The organism is Xanthobacter sediminis (genome assembly GCF_043195015.1).
Taxonomy (GTDB): Bacteria; Pseudomonadota; Alphaproteobacteria; order Rhizobiales; family Xanthobacteraceae; genus Xanthobacter.
Window position 1 is genome coordinate 55239 of the sequence record NZ_JBAFWH010000002.1, and the last position, 17991, is coordinate 73229.

The 17991-nt window shown below is 70.7% G+C and carries 17 protein-coding genes and 1 tRNA gene; 4 read left to right on the top strand and 14 right to left on the bottom strand.

The window, feature by feature from the left end; all coding sequences use genetic code 11:
* Nucleotides 1-107: 107 nt before the first annotated feature.
* Complete coding sequence (locus V5F61_RS02300; protein ID WP_393987145.1) at nt 108-1610, bottom strand: M48 family metalloprotease; 1503 nt, start codon at nt 1608-1610, stop codon at nt 108-110.
* Nucleotides 1607-2419, bottom strand: a complete 813-nt coding sequence (locus tag V5F61_RS02305) for a hypothetical protein (RefSeq protein WP_393987146.1) — start codon at nt 2417-2419, stop codon at nt 1607-1609. The genes V5F61_RS02300 and V5F61_RS02305 overlap by 4 nt, the downstream gene beginning before the upstream one ends.
* Nucleotides 2420-2698: 279 nt before the next feature.
* Between V5F61_RS02305 and V5F61_RS02310 the strand changes: the two genes are divergently transcribed.
* Complete coding sequence (locus V5F61_RS02310; RefSeq protein WP_393987449.1) at nt 2699-3304, top strand: DUF938 domain-containing protein; 606 nt, start codon at nt 2699-2701, stop codon at nt 3302-3304.
* A gap of 18 nt (nt 3305-3322) precedes the next feature.
* On the opposite strand, the gene bla is transcribed toward V5F61_RS02310, so the two are convergent.
* The 6 genes from bla to mgtA form a co-directional block, all read right to left on the bottom strand.
* On the bottom strand, nt 3323-4204 hold the full coding sequence (bla, locus tag V5F61_RS02315) for a class A beta-lactamase (RefSeq protein ID WP_393987147.1): 882 nt from the start codon (nt 4202-4204) through the stop codon (nt 3323-3325).
* 678 nt (nt 4205-4882) lie between these two features.
* Nucleotides 4883-4965, bottom strand: a tRNA-OTHER gene (locus V5F61_RS02320).
* 341 nt (nt 4966-5306) lie between these two features.
* A complete protein-coding gene (gene ggpS, locus V5F61_RS02325; RefSeq protein WP_393987148.1) occupies nt 5307-6824 on the bottom strand; it encodes a glucosylglycerol-phosphate synthase in 1518 nt (505 codons plus the stop codon).
* Nucleotides 6821-7645 carry an HAD family hydrolase gene (locus V5F61_RS02330; RefSeq protein WP_393987149.1) on the bottom strand — a complete coding sequence of 275 codons (825 nt, stop codon included), beginning with the start codon at nt 7643-7645 and terminating at the stop codon, nt 6821-6823. The genes ggpS and V5F61_RS02330 overlap by 4 nt, the downstream gene beginning before the upstream one ends.
* Nucleotides 7642-8802 (bottom strand): NAD(P)H-dependent glycerol-3-phosphate dehydrogenase, encoded by a 1161-nt coding sequence (locus V5F61_RS02335; RefSeq protein WP_393987150.1) that lies wholly within the window; start codon nt 8800-8802, stop codon nt 7642-7644. Before V5F61_RS02335 ends, V5F61_RS02330 begins: the two co-directional genes overlap by 4 nt.
* 404 nt (nt 8803-9206) lie before the next feature.
* Nucleotides 9207-11783 carry a magnesium-translocating P-type ATPase gene (gene mgtA, locus V5F61_RS02340; protein WP_393987151.1) on the bottom strand — a complete coding sequence of 859 codons (2577 nt, stop codon included), beginning with the start codon at nt 11781-11783 and terminating at the stop codon, nt 9207-9209.
* Nucleotides 11784-12075: 292 nt separating this feature from the next.
* Between mgtA and V5F61_RS02345 the strand changes: the two genes are divergently transcribed.
* On the top strand, nt 12076-12756 hold the full coding sequence (locus tag V5F61_RS02345; protein ID WP_393987152.1) for a dienelactone hydrolase family protein: 681 nt from the start codon (nt 12076-12078) through the stop codon (nt 12754-12756).
* Entirely contained in the window at nt 12753-13418 is a 666-nt protein-coding gene (locus tag V5F61_RS02350) for a phosphoribosyltransferase (protein ID WP_393987153.1), read from the top strand. The genes V5F61_RS02345 and V5F61_RS02350 overlap by 4 nt, the downstream gene beginning before the upstream one ends.
* Here V5F61_RS02350 and V5F61_RS02355 read toward each other — a convergent pair.
* The 6 genes from V5F61_RS02355 to V5F61_RS02380 form a co-directional block, all read right to left on the bottom strand.
* The gene (locus tag V5F61_RS02355; RefSeq protein WP_393987154.1) at nt 13406-13852 is read right to left on the bottom strand and encodes a YbhB/YbcL family Raf kinase inhibitor-like protein; all 447 of its coding nucleotides are present in this window, start codon (nt 13850-13852) and stop codon (nt 13406-13408) included. The two genes, V5F61_RS02350 and V5F61_RS02355, sit on opposite strands and share 13 nt — an antisense overlap.
* A gap of 124 nt (nt 13853-13976) precedes the next feature.
* Nucleotides 13977-14189 (bottom strand): ChaB family protein, encoded by a 213-nt coding sequence (locus tag V5F61_RS02360; protein ID WP_393987155.1) that lies wholly within the window; start codon nt 14187-14189, stop codon nt 13977-13979.
* A gap of 25 nt (nt 14190-14214) precedes the next feature.
* Complete coding sequence (locus V5F61_RS02365; RefSeq protein ID WP_393987156.1) at nt 14215-14631, bottom strand: DUF3775 domain-containing protein; 417 nt, start codon at nt 14629-14631, stop codon at nt 14215-14217.
* 93 nt (nt 14632-14724) lie between these two features.
* Complete coding sequence (locus V5F61_RS02370) at nt 14725-15276, bottom strand: hypothetical protein (RefSeq protein WP_393987157.1); 552 nt, start codon at nt 15274-15276, stop codon at nt 14725-14727.
* Between the two features lie 48 nt (nt 15277-15324).
* Nucleotides 15325-15855, bottom strand: a complete 531-nt coding sequence (locus V5F61_RS02375; protein WP_393987158.1) for a flavin reductase family protein — start codon at nt 15853-15855, stop codon at nt 15325-15327.
* A gap of 297 nt (nt 15856-16152) precedes the next feature.
* On the bottom strand, nt 16153-17199 hold the full coding sequence (locus V5F61_RS02380) for a helix-turn-helix domain-containing protein (RefSeq protein WP_393987159.1): 1047 nt from the start codon (nt 17197-17199) through the stop codon (nt 16153-16155).
* Nucleotides 17200-17612: 413 nt separating this feature from the next.
* Here V5F61_RS02380 and V5F61_RS02385 point away from each other — a divergent pair, with 413 nt between their 5' ends.
* Nucleotides 17613-17954: a hypothetical protein gene (locus V5F61_RS02385; RefSeq protein WP_393987160.1), complete on the top strand. Its 342-nt coding sequence runs from the start codon at nt 17613-17615 to the stop codon at nt 17952-17954.
* The last annotated feature ends 37 nt before the right edge of the window (nt 17955-17991 follow it).

Genomic DNA, 17991 nt, shown 5'->3' on the forward strand with positions numbered 1-17991 from the left:
GCAGCAGACCGAGGCCGGCGGCATGAATCGCCGGAATCTCCGCGATCATAATTTGCCGGCTATCAGATTAGGCGCATTTCGCTGCGATGCAACAAGCGCCCGCAGGCTCACTCGGCGATGATCTTGACCTTGTCGCCGTATTTCAGCTTGGCGTTGGCATCGAGCCCGTTGAGCGTCAGGAAGCGCTCCAGGTGGCGGTCGGGCACCTGCATGCGGGTGGCGAGCTTGTCGGGCGTGTCGCCGAAGCCCACCGTGACCAGGCGCAAGCGCAGCGGCTTCACCGTCTCCGCCTCCCCCGAGGAGACGCGGCGGAAGGTGCTGGCGGCGGTGCGGAAGCGCTGGTCCAGCTCGGGCGTCAGCTCGCGGGCGGCGAAGATGAGGCGGTAGACATCCGAGCCGAAGCGGATGGCGAACATGCGGAACGACCACTGGTCGCCGCGCGCGATCGCGGTGGCGGCGGAAAAGCCGTTCACGCTCAGGGTCTCGACCGTGTTGATCTCCACCCCGTCGATCCAGCCCGAGGAGAGGTATTGCGCCAGGGACTGGTCGGGGCTCACGCGCACGGCGTCGAGCCGCAGCGCCTCGCGCCCGGAGCTGGTGGCGCCGAGCACCGCCTGGGAGGTGTTCTCCAGCGAGAAGCCCTCGGGCGCGGTGAAGGTAAAGCCGAGCTTGGGGTGGAAGAACTTGCGCCCGCGCACGAAGCCTTCCTTGGGGTCGTCACCATAGACCATGCCGTCGATGGCGGAGAGATAGGCGCTGCGGTCGCGCTCGCCGTTGCCGGGGACGGCGTACTGGCGCGCGTTGGCGATGGCGATGGAGATCCGCTCGGGCGTGGCCGGGTGCGAGGAGAGGAAGTCCATCTCCGGCGGCGTGGCGGAGCCGCCGAGCGCGGTGGATCGCATCTCGGAGGAGCGGCCCATGTCAGTGAGGAAGCGCGAGGCGCCGTAGGGATCGAACCCCGCGCGCGAGGCGATGCCGACGCCGATGGCATCCGCCTCCAGCTCCTGCCCGCGGGAGAAGGAGGCGAGGGTGCGCTGGCTCTTCTGCATGGCGAGCGCCCCCAGGTCGGGGTCGTTCACCACGTCGGAGATGACGCGGCTCACCAGCACCGCCTGTTTCACCTGGTCCTCGCGGATGTTGGCATGGCGGGCGATGACATGCGCCATTTCGTGCGCGAGCACGGAGGACATCTCGGAGGTGTCGTTGGCGAGCGCGAGCAGGCCGCGGGTGACGTAAAGCGAGCCATCGGGCAAGGCGAAGGCGTTCACGGCCGGCGAGTTCAGCACCGTGACGCGGTATTTCAGGTCCGGCCGCTCGGACGCCGCCACCAGCCGCTCCACCACCTGCTGGATGAGGGCCTTCAGCTCGGGATCGTTATAGGCGCCGCCGTAGCTGGCCACGAGCCGCTCGTGCTCGCGCCGCTGGGCGGGGGACATGTCGGCAAACTCGGAGGCCTGCGCGCCGGAAAGGGGCACGCTCACCTGGTCGAGCTCGGCCGTGGAGCAGCCGGCCAGCAGCAGCGCAAGAAAAACGACGCCCGCCCGCAGCCGACGCCGCGGCGCATCACGCCGGAGCACGCTCGCGTTTCGGGCCTCAGCGCTCAACTTCACTCCTCGCTTCCCGCTCGCTCGCCGAGCCGCTCGATGCCGGCCGGAGACCGGACCATGATCGCCGGGCCGCCCTGTTCCCGCACCACGCCGCGCGCGCGCACCCGTTCACCCCGCAAGGTGTCGGGATCGTGGCCGGAACCTGCGCCATGCCCGAAGATTATGGCGAAATCCCTGGTCGGCACGAGCACCGTGAAATCCCGTCGCCAGATCTCACCAAAATTCAGATAGGTCGTTTCACGCCGTCCGCCAACCGCCTTGATGCGTCCTTCCGCAACGGCATGAAGGCCGAGGTGGCGCCCCATCTCCTCCTCGTTTTCCGCCGCCGCGACGGCGCCCGGCCGCGCCCACAGGCCCCGCCGCGCCGCGCGCGCGGCCCGCTCGGCCGCGGCCAGAGACAGCGCGCAGGCCGCGTCCGCGCTCGCATAAGCGGCCCCGGCTGCCACCAGGCGGGTGGCGATGTCGGCCTCCGGGCCGTCCGCGCCGGCCACCCGCGCAGCGCCCGTCAGGCGCCCGTGCCGGTCCATACCGACGCGCGAAAACGTGATCTCCTGTCCGCCCACTGCGTCGATGGCGGCGCGCGCTGCGGCTTCTGGGAGCCCGTCCACCGGCTCCAGCCGAGTGGGCAGGACGATGCCGTCCGGAACGAAGCGCCGGCTATCCGTGAGCAGCAGGCTTCCGTCCGGCCCCATGCCGGCGATGCGGGCGGAAAGCCCGGCAGTCGATTCCCCGGCGGCACAGGCAGGCCGCTTCGCGCCGGCCGCGTCCGCGCCGGAGGCGAGGAGGGGCGCGGCCGCCAGCGCGCCGAGCACGCTTGCGGCGATGCGCGCGGCCCCGGCGACCCGTGCGCGCGGCCGCTTCTTTCCCGCGCGCGCGCCGCCGGACGTCGCATTCGAAAGAGCCTGTGGCATGGCCGAAGGTTACCGCAATCCCGCACGCCATTGAAGGCACGCGCCGCCGCCGGCCGTTCACCCTTTCTTACGCAGCGTTGCCGTTCCCGCGCGGTTGAGGCGCGCTGCCGCCTCGGGCACCATGCGAGGGTGGTTCGCGCCGTCGCGCGCCACAGCGCGAGGAGGTATTGCGTGTCCGGCATCGAAACTCAGGCCCGCCTTTCCGCGCCCTCGGCGGCGCGCAACCGCGAGCCCATCCGCGCGGTGCTGAGCCCGCTGCTTGCGCCCGGCGCGCGGGTGCTGGAGGTGGCCTCCGGCTCCGGCGAGCACGCGGTGCACATGGCGCGGGCGCGTCCGGACCTGACGTGGCAGCCCTCCGACCCCTCGCCCGAGGCGCGGGCCTCCATCGCCGCCTGGATCGCGGCGGAGGGCCTTGCCAACATGCGCGCGCCCCTCGCCCTCGATGCCGCCGCCGATTGGCCGGTGGAGGCGGCGGACGCTGTGGTGTGCATCAACATGCTCCACATCAGCCCCTGGGCGGCCACCGAGGGGCTGATGCGCGGTGCAGCCCGCCTGCTGCCGCCGGGCAGCCCGCTCTATGTCTACGGCGCCTTCCGCCGCGCCGGCATGCCTACCGTGGAGAGCAACGCGGCCTTCGACGCGGACCTGCGCCGGCGCGATCCGCGCTGGGGCCTCAGGAAGCTGGAGGACGTGGCGGCCTGCGCCGCCGGGCAGGGGATCGACCTTGAGCAGGTCGTCGAGATGCCCGCCAACAATCTCTCCCTGGTCTTCCGGCGGCGCGCCTGAGTCGCGCGTTTCCGGCTCTCACCGCAGCACCTCGACCAGGGCGCGGCCGATCTCGGCCATGACGGCGTCGCGCGCCTCCAGAGAAAGGTCGGTCTGCGTGAGATAGACGGCGGCCACCACCGGCGGCCGACCCGGCGGCCACATCATAGCGATGATGCCGCGCGAGCCGTGGCCGCCCGCGCCGGTGCGATCGGCGATGCGCCAGCCGGCGGGAAGCCCCGCGCGCAGCAGCGCCCCGGCCACGGCATCGGCCTCCAGCCATGCGGTGAGCTGCCCGCGCGAGGCGGGCGAAAGCACGTCCGCGAGCAGCAGCGCTTCGAGGCTGCGGGCCGCCGCTGCCGGGGTGGTGGTGTCACGCGGGTCGCCGGGCGTGCCAGCGTTGAGGGCGGTTTCCCAGCGGTCGAGCCGGGTGGCCTCGTCGCCCATGGCACGCATGAAGCGCGTCAGCCCCTCCGGGCCGCCGATCTGCGCCAGAATGAGGTTGGCGGCGGCATTGTCGCTCACGGCGGTGGCCGCCGCGCACAGCGCGCCAAGGGACAGCCTGCCGCCCGCATGTGCTCCGGTGACTGGCGAATGGGGCTGGATGTCGGCGGGCGTCACCGTCACCGGAGCGTCGAGCAGCGCCGCGCCGCGATCTACTTTCGCCAGCACGGCAGCGCAGGCGAAGGCCTTGAAGGTGCTCATGAGCGGGAAGCGCTCGTCCGCCCGGTGGCTCCAGCGCCGGCCGCTGCCGGTGTCGCGGATGGCGACCCCGAGGCGCCCGCCGGTGCGCGCCTCGATCTCCGCGAGGCGCGGAGCGAGCGTCTCGGCCCGCGCAGGCGGCGCGTGCCAGAAGCCGGATGTGCCGGCGAGGGTGGCCGCGGCCAGGAGGCGGCGTCGGCTGAGAGTAAGGGCGGCCATGGTGCTCCGGTCATTCACGCGGCAGGGGGCTTCCGTAGCGGGGGAAAGCGGCGGCGCGGCGGCGGTTGCGTCCGCGCCGCCGCTTCGCGGCCTCCCCCGCGCCCTCCACTTCTGCATGCGGTGCAGGGCGATGATCGCATCAGCGGCGCGAAGTGAACCCATGGGGGCGGGGTGGAGCGGCGCCGAGGGCGCGTGGGACAGTCGGAAAAGATCCGTGAGCCCGGCAGCGTGCGTGCACCGGCGCGGGCGGCCGAGCGCATCCGAGGCTGGTCTTTGCCGGTGCTTCACGCGACTGGACGGGCCTTTGACTGGCACCAAGGGAGTGCCGCCCGACCGTCGCGCGGGCTGACCAAGGCACCGAGAGCCAGCTCATGAGCCTTTGCCGTCATTCCCTTTTCTCGAAATCCCCGACGCGGGACGTCCGGCGGTCTCGCGGACACCGGCCGGCTGAGGGCGCATGCGAAGGGTGAGCGGCGAGGCCGCGCCGGCCGATCGTTCCGGCGCCGAAGGGGCGGTAGCTTGGGCCTCGAAGCCCGTCGGCGCCATGACAAAGCAGTCGGGCGTTCGATTGCGCGAGCCTGCCGCGCCCACGCCTTCCCCAGGCATCTGCGGGCCCGGCGCCTCGGACGGCCGCACCTAGCCTTGCACCGCCATCGGCGGAAGCCGGAAAAATCAGAGTGGTGTCCCCGGCGTGACTCGAACACGCGACACCAGGTTTCATCCCACTTCGGCTTTCGCCGCCGCCTTGGGCCCTCGGGGCCGCCGGCGTTCGTGGTCTGGACTATCCCTTCGCCATGGCCTGCGGAAGATTCCGCGAGGCTTTAGGCGCCGCCCGTCTAGTCTCTACACCTTCCGCCGTCCGGATGGAGGCATCACGGGCCGGGCGGCTTGGCTCGGGATCGGCATGGCCAAGCGGCCGAAGCTTTCCCCGACTTTGAGCGGATTCACGCCGGACGTTTCCGCCACGGGTGCCCAATTTTTAGGAAACCTGTGCTCTATCCTGCTGAGCTACGGGGACCTGCCCCTCATATAACGGCGTGCCCGCCGCCGCGCCAGCCGGAATGTGGCGCCATCCACGCCCTCTCGCGACGCCCTCTCGCCCTCAGGCGACATCGCACGCCGCGACGCCGCGCACGCTTGGCGCGCGCAGGGCCTCAAAGCCGGCGAGGGTGGTCTCGGCCCAGTCCTCCAAGGTGAAGCGGCGGGCGGAAGCGCGCAGCAGCCCCATGCGGCCGCGCGCCTCTGCCTCGGGCATGGCGAGCGCCTGGTCGAGGGCCTTGTCCATGTGGGCGTTGGAGAAGGGGTTCACGGGAATGGCGCCTTCCAGCAGCACCGCCGCCCCGGCGAACTCGGACAATATGAGCACCCCGCGCCCGTCCTCCCCCTGGGCGGCGCAGAATTCGCTCGCCACCAGGTTCAGGCCGTCCGCCAGGGGCGTGATGGCGGCGACGTCGGCGGCTTTGTAGTAGGCCACCAGCTCCGCCAGCGGGATGGCGGTGGAGACGAGCGAAACCGGCTGCCACTCGAAGCTGCCGAAGGCGCCGTTGATGCGCCCGGTCAGCTCCTCGATGCGCTGCTGCACGTCCTCATAGGCGCTCATGCCCCGGTTGGCGCCCACTGACACCAGCATGAAGCGCACCCGGCCGTGCAGCTCGGGCCGGCGCGCCAGCAGGCGCTCGAAGGCTTCGAGCTGCTGGATGTTGCCCTTGGTGTAGTCGGTGCGCGAAACGGAAAGCACCAGTTGCGCCCCGCCCAGACCGGCGCGGATGGCCTCCACCTTCTCCGCCACCGCGGGGGCCGCCGCGAGCGCCTCGATATGCCTGAAGTTCACGCCCACCGGCGTGGTGTCGATGCGCACGGTGCGCCCGCGCGCCGAAAGGGCGAGGGGGGTGAACATCTCGTTGAGGGCGGTGCCCTCGTGGGTCATGCTCGGGTCAGTCTCAGCGTCGCGCAGCGGGCGGGCGCCGGCGATGGAATGGGCCACCGCCATGAAGTTCTGCGCATAGCGCGGCACGTGGAAGCCCACCGCGTCGCAGGCGAGCAGGCTGTCCACGATCTCCCGCCGCCAGGGCAGCACGTTGAACATGTCCGGCGCGGGGAAGGGGGTGTGGTGGAAGAAGGCGATCCGCACTGAGGGCTTGAGCTGGCGCAGGTAGCCCGGCACGAGCCACAGGTTGTAGTCGTGCACCCACACCACGGCGTCATCAGCCGCTTCCTGCGCCGCGGCTTCCGCGAAGGCCCAGTTGACAGCCCGGAAGGTGGGCCAGTCCACGGGGTCGTAATTGTAGCGCTCCTTGAAGCCGTGGAGGATGGGCCAGAAGGCTTCCTTGGAGGTGACGTGGTAGAAGCTGCGCACCTGCTCGGCCGTCAGCGGCAGGCGGCTGACGGCATAGGTGCCGAAGCTGTCGGAGATTTCCACCACGCGCGCGAACCCCGGCTCGGCGGGGTCCTCCGCCTCCTTCCAGGCCACCCAGGCGGCGCGGTCGATGCGGCCGATGAGCGCCTTCAGCGTGGGCACGATGCCGTTGGGGCTCCCGTGCTCCCGGAGGACCGTCACGCCATCCTCCACCACCTCCTCGTAGGGCGCGCGGTGATAGACGATGACGAGATCCGATTTCATGAGCTCCCCTCCGGAGGCGTGGGGTGAAGGTTGAAGGCGGCGATGGCCTCCGCGATGCCGCCGGCGCCGGGCGTGCGGCAGTGCCGGGCGTGGGGCAGGGCCGCCGTCGCGTCCAGGAGCGCGGCTTCGGCGCCGCCCACCACCGCGCCGTGAAGGCCGGTGCGGAACATGGCGAGGTCGTTCAGCGTGTCGCCGGCCACCAGCACGTCCGCGCGCGGCACGCCGATGTGGTCGATGAGCGCCAGCAGGGTGGAGCCCTTGTTCACGCCGCCCGGCAGCACGTCGAGGAAGCAGCCGGCGGAAATCAGGATGTCGAGTCCCGACGCCTCCAGCGGGCGCACCGCCGCGGGATCGTAGGCGGCGGGGTCGTAGTGATAGGACATGCGGTGGCGGAAGGGCGTGTCCTGCGGCCGCAGGCCCGGCGCCCCTGCCAGGGTCTCCCGCACGAAAGCGGAGCGCGCGCCCCAGGCGGCCGCGATGGGCGCCTCCAGCTTATGGATGAAGGACAAGGCGGGGCGGCCCGCCCGCAGCTCCACCTGCGCCACCGTGGTGCCCACGTCGGCCACCACATAGTCGGGCAGGGGCACGCGCGGGCCGTCCCCCGCCTCGCCGGCGCACAGGGCGCGGATGAAGTCCGGATCGCGGCCGGTGACGAAGATGAGGCCGACGCTGTCGCGGTGACGGGAAATCCAGTCGTACAGCGCCGCGCGCATGGCCAGCGTGCCGCCCAGGAAGGTGCCGTCGAGATCGGTCGCGAGCACGAGGCGCCAGGTGGGCGCCGTGGTCGGGGATAGGACGCGCGCGCGCGTCACCGCCGTCACGGCAGCAGGGCCTCGAAGCGGCGCGTCACCTCGGCTTCGGCGGGGTGGGGGAAGGCAAGGTCGAGGGCGCGCGGCTCGGCCTGGATGGGCGCGGCCCAGAAGGCGGCGAAGGCCTCGCCGATGGGCCGGCCTTCGGCCACCACGGCGCGGACCATCTCGCAGATGGGCATGTGGAGGCCAAGGCGGCGGGCGAGGTCCGTCACCGTCACCGCATTGTGGCGGCCTTCCACCAGCACCGCCGCGCCGCCGAAGGCCTCGCCGTCGGAGCGGCCCTGGCCGCGGGCGAAACCGTAGCGGAAGTTGCGCGACTTAGGGCTGGAGCAGGTGAGCATGAGGTCGCCGAGGCCGGAAAGCCCGGTCACGGTCTCGCGCCGGCCGCCGAGGCGCACCGCCAGCTCCTTCATCTCGTCGAGCCCACGGGTGATGAGCGCGGCGCGGGTGTTCTCCCCGAAGCCGGCGCCCGCCAGCATGCCGCAGGCGATGGCGACCACGTTCTTCACCGCCCCGCCCACCTCCACGCCCGCCATGTCATCGGAGACGTAGGGGCGGAAGCTATGGCAGGTGAGGCTCGCGGCCATGCGGGCGCCGGGGCGGGCGTGGGGCGGCACGTCGGGCCCCGCGGCGCAGGCGACGGTGGCGGCGGTGGGGTGGCCGGCGGCGGTCTCGTCCGCGAAGGTGGGGCCGGAGACGACGCCGATGACGCGACCCGGCGCCGCCGCCTGCGCTACGGCCGACATCATGAGCCCGGTGCCGGCCTCGATGCCCTTGGCGCTCACGAACAGCGGCACCTCGGGCGCCGCGAGGCCGCCCATCCGCCCTGCCATCTCGCGAATGGTGGGGGAGGGCGTGACGAGCAGCACCGCCTCGGCGCCCTTGAGCGCGGCGGTGAGATCGGCGGTGGGCGTGATGCCGTCGGGCAGGGGAATGTCGCCGAGGCGCGCGGTGTTGCGTCCGGTGCGGGCGATCTCGGCGGCGCGTCCGGCGTCACGCAGCCACAGGCGCACCCCGCAGCCGGCGCGGGCCGCAACGACCGCGAGGGCGGTGCCCCAGGCTCCGCCGCCGAGCACCGTAAGCGTGGCGTAGGGCCTTGGCGTCAAGGGGGGCGGACAGGCGGCAGGCCACCGGGGCTGTCGCGACAGTGTGTCGAAGTCGGTCATGGGGTCCCCCTGTGTTGCAAGGGCGTGCCGCGCGCCGCGTGAAGCGGGTGGCGACGGGGCAAGAATTGCCCGGAAAGGCCTCCGTAGAGGCTCGATAGTTCAACGGATCATTGAATGTATCATATCTGCAACATGGAGCGAGTGTCAAATCTCGCCGTGACAGATATGGATATCGTCCTGTCTATTTGATGGCGTGATGGTGGAGAAATTGAAAATGCAACGTATATTTGTTTTTATTTTATAAATATAATCAAATATAAGTTTTTATAATTCATTTCGAATGATAAAAAATACGATAAGCATAATAATACAATATTATTACATTTATCGTACGGGCATTCCATTCATTTCTGCGGGGCGAAGGAAGCCTCTCGGCCCGTTCCGCCTGGGGTGGGGCGGGCTCGTCAGGGGCGGGAAAGCCAGTGTCTCCGGAACGACTTGGCGTGATGTTGGCGATGCCACACGTGGGCGCCCGAATAAAAGCGCTTCTTAGTCCACTCCACGCCCACCACATAAAGCACCACGATCCCCGCGCTTGCCGCCAGGAGGCTGGCGGGAACCGGCACGAAGCCGAATGCCTCCGCCACCGGCGGGATGAAGGGCAGGGCCACCGTGAGCGCCGCCACCAGCAGAGCGGCGGCGAAGAGGAAGCGGCTTGGCCGGCTGCGCCAGCTCGGCATATGCGTGCGCAGCACGAGGATCACCGAAAGCTCGGTGAGTACGGAGAGCACGAACCATGTGCTCTGGAACAGCGCCTCGCCGGCCTGGAACACGCCGAGCAGCACCGCGAAGGTGAGGAAATCGAACAGGGTGCTCACCAGCCCGAACACCAGCATGAAAACGGCGATGGCGCGGATGTTCCAGCGCTGCGGGGCGGCGAGGGCCTCCTCGTCCACATTGTCGGTGGAGATGGCCATGGCCGGGATGTCGGAGAGGAAGTTGTTGAGCAGGATCTGCTTGGCGAGCAGCGGCAGGAACGGCACCACAACAGAGGCGAAAGCCATGGAGATCATGTTGCCGAAATTGCCGGAGGTGGCGATGGAAATATACTTCAGCGTATTGGCGAAGGTGCGCCGGCCATCCACCACCCCCTGCCGCAGCACGTCCAGATCCTGCTTCAGCAGCACGATGTCTGCCGTCTCGCGCGCCACGTCCACTGCGTGGTCCACGGAAACGCCGGCATCGGCCACGTGGAGGGCGGGCGCGTCGTTCACGCCGTCGCCCAGGTAGGCCACCGCGTGGCCGCGGTGCTGGAGTGCGCGGATGATGCGCTCCTTCTGCTGCGGGTCCAGCTCCACGAACAGGCTGGCCTGCTCGGCGAGGTGCCACAGGGCCTCGTCGCGCATCTCGTTCATCTGCCGGCCGGTGATGAGGTGGCGCGTGTCGAGCCCCACGGCGGCGGCCACGTGGGCGGCCACGTGGCGGTTGTCTCCAGTGAGGATCTTCACGGCGATGCCGAGCTTCTCGATCTCACGCACCGTCTCGGTGATGCCCTCCTTCAGCGGGTCGAAGAAGAGCAGGAAGCCCTCGAACACCATGCCGGCCTCGTCGGCGCGGGCGTAGCCGGGCTGCGGCGGCAGCCGGCGGCTGGCGATGCCGAGCACGCGGAAGCCCTCCTCGCCGCGGGCGCGGAACAGCTCCTGGAGACGCGCCCGCCCGGCCTCATCGAGCGGCACGGGGCCGGAGGGGGAGGCGAGCGCGTCGCAGCAGTCCAGCACCGGGTCGAAGGCGCCCTTGGTCACCATCAGGTGTCGGCCGTCCTCCTCCACCACGATGGTGAGGCGCTTGCGCACGAAGTCGTAGGGGATCTCGTCCACCTTGGCGCCGCCGGGGCAGGGGCAGCCTTTCGCTTCCGCCGCGGCGACGATGGCGGCGTCGAGCGGATTGGCGATGCCGCTTTCCAGCCGCGCGTTGAGGGCGGCGAGGCCGAACACCGCGAGGCTCTCGGCACCCGCCGGATCGAGGGCGGCGTTGAATTCCACCACGCCCTTGGTGAGCGTGCCGGTCTTGTCCGTGCACAGCACGTCCACGCTGCCGAGGTTCTCGATGGCCTCCAGCCGCCGCACGATGACACCGCGCCGCGCCATGCCCCGCGCGCCGGCCGCCAGCGTGATGGAGACGATGGCCGGCAGCAGCTCCGGCGAGAGGCCCACCGCCAGCGCCACCGAGAACAGGAGCGATTCCACCACCGGCCGGTGCAGCAGCAGGTTCACCGTGAACACGAAGATGACGATGCCCGTCATCACCTGGGTGAGCAGGTAGCCGAAGCCGCGGATGCCGCGCTGGAACTCGGTGTCTGCCCCCTCGCGCGAGACGTGGCCGGCGATCTGCCCGAGCTCGGTGGCGCTGCCGGTGCGGGTGATGAGGACGGTGGCGGTACCGCTCTGCACCGATGTGCCCAGGAACACCATGTTCGTGCGCCCGGCGAGGGCGGCATCGGCCGCCACCGGCTCGGGAGATTTCTCCACCGGGAAGGTCTCGCCGGTGAGCGCGGCCTGGGAGACGAGGAAATCGCGCGCCGCCATCACCCGCCCGTCGGCGGGCACGAGATTGCCGGCGGAAAGCTCCACCACGTCGCCGGGCACGAGGTCCTCGGCGGCGATGGTCCGGGCCTCGCCGGCGCGGCGTGCGAGGGTGCGCAGCGCCAGCTTCGCGCGCAGCGCCGCCACCGCCTGGGAGGCCCGGTATTCCTGGAAGAAGCCCATCAGCGTCGAGCCGAGCACGATCGCCATGATGATGCCGGCGTCCGTCCATTCCCGCACCGACGCCGACACGACGGCGCCGAACACGAGGATGAGTACCAGCGGGCTCTGGTATTGCCGCAGCAGCAGGCGCAGCACGCTGGCGCGGCGGCTGGCGGAAAGGCGGTTGGGGCCGAACTGCGCGCGCCGGCGCTCCGCTTCCTCTGGGGTAAGCCCCTCGGGGCGCGCCTCTAGCGCGGCAAGGACGTCAGGGAGCGGCGAGGACCATGGATCAGTCATGGCGGGGTGCCCGGTTCGGCCAGCGGACGAGATGGAGCATCCTAGCGCAGCCGTGCGACCTCGGGGTGATGTCGTGTCGCGGCGCACGCCGACCGCGTGCGCCGGCTTTGCGCTCGATCAATGATCGCCATCCCCCATTGCACGGAAACTTCGGGATACGGCCCGGCGGGGGAGCCGGGGCCGGCGGCCGCCGGCCCGTCCGTGGCGATCCTTCCTGCCTTTGCCTCCGGGGTGTATCCTCTCGGCGCCGCAGTCCTGGATCGGCCTCGGTGACACCGAGGGAGTGCATCGCATGGTGCAACAGGCCGTCTCGCACGCTTCATCCATGGTGCGCCCGTGCGCCATCCCGCCGCTCGGCCTTCCCGGCGAGCTCGGCGTGCCCGGTGGCGCGCGGGGGCTCGTGGTGTTCGCCCACGGCAGCGGCTCCGGCCTGGGCAGCCCCCGTAACCGCGCGGTGGCGGAGCATCTGCGCCGCGACGGCCTCGCCACCCTGCTGTTCGACCTGCTGTTGCCCGCAGAGGAGGGCGACAGTCGAAAGATGTTCGATCCCCTGTTCCTGTCCGACCGGCTGCTCCAGGTGCTCGACTGGGCGGGCGGTGTGCGCGAGGCGCGGGGGCTGGCGGTGGGCCTGTTCGGTGCTAGCACCGGGGCGGCGGTGGCGTTGGCGGCCGCGGCCCGTTTCCCCGACCGTATCGATGCCATCGTGGCACGCGGCGGCCGGCCCGATCTGGTGCTGCCGGTCCTGGCCCTGGTGCGGGCGCCGACGCTGCTGCTGGTGGGCGGCGCCGACGAGGAAGTGCTGGAGCTGAACCGGCGCGCGCTGATCCGCTTCGGCGGGCCGGTGGCGCTGGAGGTGGTGCCGGGTGCCGGCCATCTGTTCGCGGAGCCGGGCGCGCTCGATCAGGTGGCGTTGCGCGCCTCGGCCTGGTTCCTGCGCCATCTCGGTGCGGGTGCGCAGGGGAGGGGGCCATGAACCGCTTTCGCGACCGCACCGATGCCGGGCACCGGCTCGCCGCCGCCCTTTCCGGCTATGCTGGGCGCGATCCGGTGGTGCTCGCCCTGCCGCGCGGCGGGGTTCCGGTGGCGCTGGAGGTGGCGGAGGCGCTCCATGCGCCGCTCGATCTCCTGCTCGTGCGCAAGATCGGCCTGCCGGATCAGCCGGAGCTGGCCATGGGCGCGGTGGTGGACGGGGCGGCGCCCATCGTGGTGCGCAACCGCGACATCATCGCCTTCTCCGGGGTGGACGAGGAAGCCTTCGAGGCCGTCTGCCGGCGCGAGCTGGCAGAGATCGAGCGTCGGCGGGCGCGCTACATTGGTGCGCGGCGCCGCGCGCCCATCGCCGGGCGGGTGGTGATCGTGGTGGATGACGGCATTGCCACCGGCGCCACGGTGAAGGCGGCGCTGGAGGCGATCCGCGCGCGCGGACCACAGGAGCTGGTGCTGGCGGTGCCGGTCGCGCCGCCCCAGGTCCTCGCCGCGCTGCGGTCGCTGGTGGATGACATCGTGTGTCTGCTGACGCCCGAGGCGTTCGACGCCATCGGCTATTTCTATGACGACTTCACCCAGGTGGAGGATGCCGCGGTGGAGGCCGCGCTCGCCCGATGCCCGGTGCCTGTGCCCGATCAGCGCGCGTAGAGGCCGGTGATGCGGGCGGTGTCGGCCGCCTGGAGGCGCGCGGCCCGTGCCACGTCGGCGGCCGAGGGCTGCAGGCCGCATTCCAGCCGCTGGGCATTGAGGGCGAACAGCTCGAACACGTAGCGGTGGGTGCCGTGGCCGCGCGGCGGGCAGGGGCCGCCATAGCCCAGCTTGCCGAAATCGTTGATGCCGCCGCGGATGCCGTAGAGCACCTGCCCCTCGGTGAGGCTGGAGAGGTTGGGGGGCAAGTCAAAGATGGCCCAGTGGTGGAAGGTGCCGCGGGGCGCGTCGAGATCGGTGCACACCAGGGCGAAGCTGCGTGTCGAGGAGGGCGCCGCGCTCCACTGGAGAGGGGGAGACACGTTCTCGCCGTCGCAGGTGAAGCGGCGCGGCATGGGCTGGCCGTTGGTGAAGGCCGGGGAGAACAGGCGCATCGAAATATTCCTCGGTGCCGTACTGGCAGGGGAAATCCGGGCGGAACGCCGTGTTGCCAGCGGCGGTCGGAGATCGGTGGGCGATCTCCATGACAGCCGCGCGGCGCTCCTGCAATCGGGAACATCACGTTTGAATGGGAACCCAGCGCGAACCGTCCTTCACATACCTCCGCTTCACCGCGGCCCAGGCGATGCGGTGTGCCGCTTCCTCGCGGCGGGGGTCGTCGAGGTGCGCGGCGAAGGCGGTATTGAACGCCGCGCGATAGATGTCGCACGCATGCTCGGGCAGGTGGTGCCGCACCGCCGGCGGCAGGTCGGCATTGCTCCGGTAGGGCATGGCGAATCGCGTCCCTACCGTCAGGTCATGCTTCGGCTTCGATGTCCTCGCACGAATAGCCGAGCTGGGAGAGCGCTTCCTCAAGGTAGTCCGAGAGCAGCGGTATGCCGAGCAGGTAGCTGGCGGTGCGGTTGTTGTGCGCCCGTGCGGCCTCGGCGTGCAGCTCGTCCCAGGTCGCGCTTTCGCCGTCGCCGCGGCCGAGCCAGGCGAGGGTGACGAGGTCCACCTGCTCGTCTTCGTTCAGGTCGCGGATGAAGCTGACGATCTCGCTGCGTACCGGATCGTCGGGGTGATCCTCCAGCACCGAGAGCATGGCGTCGTCGGCGGCGTTCGAGCCGGGATCGGGGTCGGTCACCGCGTCCTTCACGTCGAATTCCCGCGCCAGCTGCACGAGGAAGCACACCTTCTCGACGGGGATGGAAAGGTCTGGCGTTTCGGCCATGGCACGTCTCCTCGCAAGGTTGGCAGCGGCGTCCGCCGCCACGTGAACGTAACGCATTTTCACGCCGCGCGGGTTCCTGGGCGTTGAGCATCGTCAAACCCGGGTGCCGCCGGAAGCGACCACGACCACCTCCGCCCGTGCCAGCCGGCGGAACAGGTTGCGCTGGCGCACCAGGGGCCACCACTCGTAGAGAAAGATCTCCAGCGGGCGGGAGTTCGCCACCCAGCCGAGAATCACGAGGCTCTCCACCACGAAACTGGAGAAGGTGCCGGCTCCGAGCATCCCCGCCGCCTCGCGGGCGAGGAACAGGCACAGGGCCAGCACCGCGCCGCCGATGACCAGCATGCGCTGGCCGATGCGGAACAGCTCCCGCAGCTCGCGGGAGACTGCGGTGGCGCGCTCGCCGAAGAAGTTGCGGATCGCCTCGCCCACGCCACGCGCCTCCGGGCGCTCCGCCTCCTCGGCGGGCAGGTGGATGAGGATGCGGATGGGAGCGCGCACGGGCAGTTCCCGCGCCCAGCCGACGATGAACTCCTCCGCATCCGCATCGAGGTCCCGCTCGCGGAAGGGGAAGGGATCGAGCATGTTGAAGAGCTGGAGGACCCGTTCCAGGCGGATCTCGATGGCATCTTCCGGCTCGCTCACCGCTGTCCCCCTCGGGTTCGGGCGCACCCGCCGCGTGCGGCGCGGTCCTCAGGGCATCCGCGAGGGGATGGTGATGATCTCGCCGTCCACCGCGAACCTGCCGTAGCCCTGGTGGTGGATCGTCTTCGGCGCCTTGCGCGCTGGGTCGCGCCACGCTCTCACCACTTCCAGGATGAACAGGTTGTAGCTGTTCACCATGCGTGTGTTCACCACCCTGCATTCAAGATTGGCGAAGCATTCGGCGATGAGCGGCGCGGCCACCTCGGCAGCGGGCAACGGGGTGAGACCGAAGGCGGAGAACTTGTCGGTATCGGCGCCGGAGCAATTGCCGATGCCCACCACCTTGTGCGCCAGCTCCACGTCCGGAATGGCGATGACGCATTCCTTCGTGGCCTTCAGGGCGGCGTGGCTGAAATCGGCGACCGAAACCACGCAGGCAACGAGCGGCGGGGTGAACTCCACCATCATGTGCCACGACATGGTCATGACGTTGTGCCGCCCCCGGTGGCTGGTGGCGAGCAGCACCACCGGCCCCGGCTCCAGCAGCCCGTAGACCTCGCCGAGGGGAAGGTCCTTCACGGCCGGCGGCGTGCCCGCACGGGCACGGGCTTCATCTCGGCGGGACGCGCGGCGCTGAAGCGCAGGGCGAGGATGCCGAGAGATGCGATGAAGGCGAGCGGGACCAGGGACCACATGGCAATCTCCCTCCTGGGAGCTTGGCCGGAGGCCGCGCAAGAGCGACATCCGCGACTGGAATGAAAGCCCCGGGCGGCGCGCGGGTCCTTGCTCCCAATCAATTGGGGAGCCTCCTCGTGGCAAAAAAGGGGCTCACGATTTCTTGAGCGGAGCTTTCCGTAGCGGCAGACTGGTTGCCGCCTAAGGCTGGAGGCGGCCGAGCACGTTGCCGAGATCGTGCAGCCCGTGGTGGAGCCTGGGTTCGGCCGGGGGAGGGCCAGGGCGCGCAGGCGCGCCGCAGGCGCGGGCGGCGCTGGGGGAAAGATCGAACTCGGCCCGGAATGCCCGGCTGAAGCCCGAATGATCCATGAAGCCGAGCGCTTCGGCGATCTGCGCCACTGTCCGCCGTTCCCGCGGATCGCCGAGCATGGCGAAGGCCGTGAGCAGCCGCTGGCGCTGAATGTAGCGGGAGACGCCGCCCAGCTCCTCGAACAGCCGGTACAGCCGCGAGCGCGAGACGCCAAGTGTGCGGCACAGGCTTTCCGGCGAGAGCGCTGGGGAGGCGATGTTCTGCCGGATGATGCGTCGCGCCCGCTCCCGCAGGGTGTGGGCCACGAGCGCGCCGGCGCCGGCGGCATCGTCGGCATGGGGCGCAATGGCGGCAGCCACCAGGGCGCGCGTCGCCGCCGCGATCTGCGGCAGGTCCTGCGCGGAGCTGCGCGCCAGATGGCGCGCAAGGCTCGCCAGATGATCGGCCAGGATGCCGCCGAGGCCTTCCAGGGGCAGGTCCGCCGGGGCGTCGTCGAGACGCACGGCGAGCTGGGGGAAGAGGTCGCGCGGGAGGAACAGGCTGATCACCCGCTCGTCCGCCCCCATGCCGTGGAACGGCGACGCGAGGGAGCGCAGGCCGAACACGGGCGGGCCGCCAGCGGCCGGCGGGCACAGAACCAGGCACCAGTGGTCCAGCGCCGGTTGCCGCCAGTGCCGCCATGAGCGCACATAGCCGGCGCCCGGCATGGTGGCGACCGTCAGTGCCATGCTGCCGAGGTCCCACACCTCCTGCTCGGCCACGAAAGCGCCGTCCGGCGCGCTCGCCAGCGAGAGGTCCACCACCGGCGCCGTGAAGTCACGCCACGCGGCGAACTGGTCCGCCGGGGCGAAGGCGCGGGTGCTGAACCGTCGCGGCGCCGCAGGCTCGGCTTGCGCATGTGCCGGGCTCGGTGGGAGCGAGGGGATGAAGGAGGCCATCTGGTGTGCGGGAGTGTCCGGGGCCAAGCGGGAACGGTGATGCGCTGCAGGGGCTCGCACGTACCACGCAGGCGGTGCGCCCGTAACGCTTTCCGTTGGGATTGTGGTGCGAACATGGCTGCAATCGCACGATCACGCGGGTGTTCCGCGCGGCGTGATTGGGACGCACGGCACAGGCGCGGTACGTCACGCTCATGGCAAGGGGGGGCCTTGCGGCTAGATTCGCGGGTGTGATGCGTGAAGGCCGGCCGCGTTGCGGCGGGGAGGTGAGGCCAGAACGTCACCTGCCGCCTCCCCGAGGGACTCCCGTCGGATATCACCCCCTCCTGATGGGAGTGGCCGCCGCGTCATGAAGAGGCGCGGCACGGGGCTTGGCTCCGTGCCGCGCCCGCATTTCTTGAGGAGGTCGGCAGATGCTGTCCCGACGCGATATCTTCAGTTTTCTCATCGGTGCCGGCGCGGCCACGGTCGCCGCTGCGGCGCCGGCGGAGGCGCAGCAGTGGCGCCCGCCGAACCAGCGCTCCATGGCGCCGCCGATCAACCAGCCGCCGGCGCCACGCAGCCAGAGCCGTCCGCCGCCCCGGCGGGGCTACACCTGGGTGCCCGGCTACTGGTCCTGGAGCAGCCGGCGCCGCACCTATGTGTGGAATGACGGCGCCTGGATGCGCGATCGGCCCGGCTATCGCTATGTGGGGCCGCAATGGGTGCTCCGCCGCGGCGAGTGGGTGTTCGTCCCCGGCCGCTGGGTGCGCTGAGGACCGTCGGCGCCGCGGATCGGCCTCAGTGGCGAGG

Bases quoted from the DNA above. Each gene is read 5' to 3' on its own strand.
- bla (WP_393987147.1), bottom strand. From the start codon at position 4,204: ATGGCCGCCCTTACTCTCAGCCGACGCCGCCTCCTGGCCGCGGCCACC.
- ggpS (WP_393987148.1), bottom strand. From the start codon at position 6,824: ATGAAATCGGATCTCGTCATCGTCTATCACCGCGCGCCCTACGAGGAG.
- V5F61_RS02335 (WP_393987150.1), bottom strand. From the start codon at position 8,802: ATGACCGACTTCGACACACTGTCGCGACAGCCCCGGTGGCCTGCCGCC.
- mgtA (WP_393987151.1), bottom strand. From the start codon at position 11,783: ATGACTGATCCATGGTCCTCGCCGCTCCCTGACGTCCTTGCCGCGCTA.
- V5F61_RS02345 (WP_393987152.1), top strand. From the start codon at position 12,076: ATGGTGCAACAGGCCGTCTCGCACGCTTCATCCATGGTGCGCCCGTGC.
- V5F61_RS02350 (WP_393987153.1), top strand. From the start codon at position 12,753: ATGAACCGCTTTCGCGACCGCACCGATGCCGGGCACCGGCTCGCCGCC.
- V5F61_RS02355 (WP_393987154.1), bottom strand. From the start codon at position 13,852: ATGCGCCTGTTCTCCCCGGCCTTCACCAACGGCCAGCCCATGCCGCGC.
- V5F61_RS02360 (WP_393987155.1), bottom strand. From the start codon at position 14,189: ATGCCCTACCGGAGCAATGCCGACCTGCCGCCGGCGGTGCGGCACCAC.
- V5F61_RS02365 (WP_393987156.1), bottom strand. From the start codon at position 14,631: ATGGCCGAAACGCCAGACCTTTCCATCCCCGTCGAGAAGGTGTGCTTC.
- V5F61_RS02380 (WP_393987159.1), bottom strand. From the start codon at position 17,199: ATGGCCTCCTTCATCCCCTCGCTCCCACCGAGCCCGGCACATGCGCAA.
- V5F61_RS02385 (WP_393987160.1), top strand. From the start codon at position 17,613: ATGCTGTCCCGACGCGATATCTTCAGTTTTCTCATCGGTGCCGGCGCG.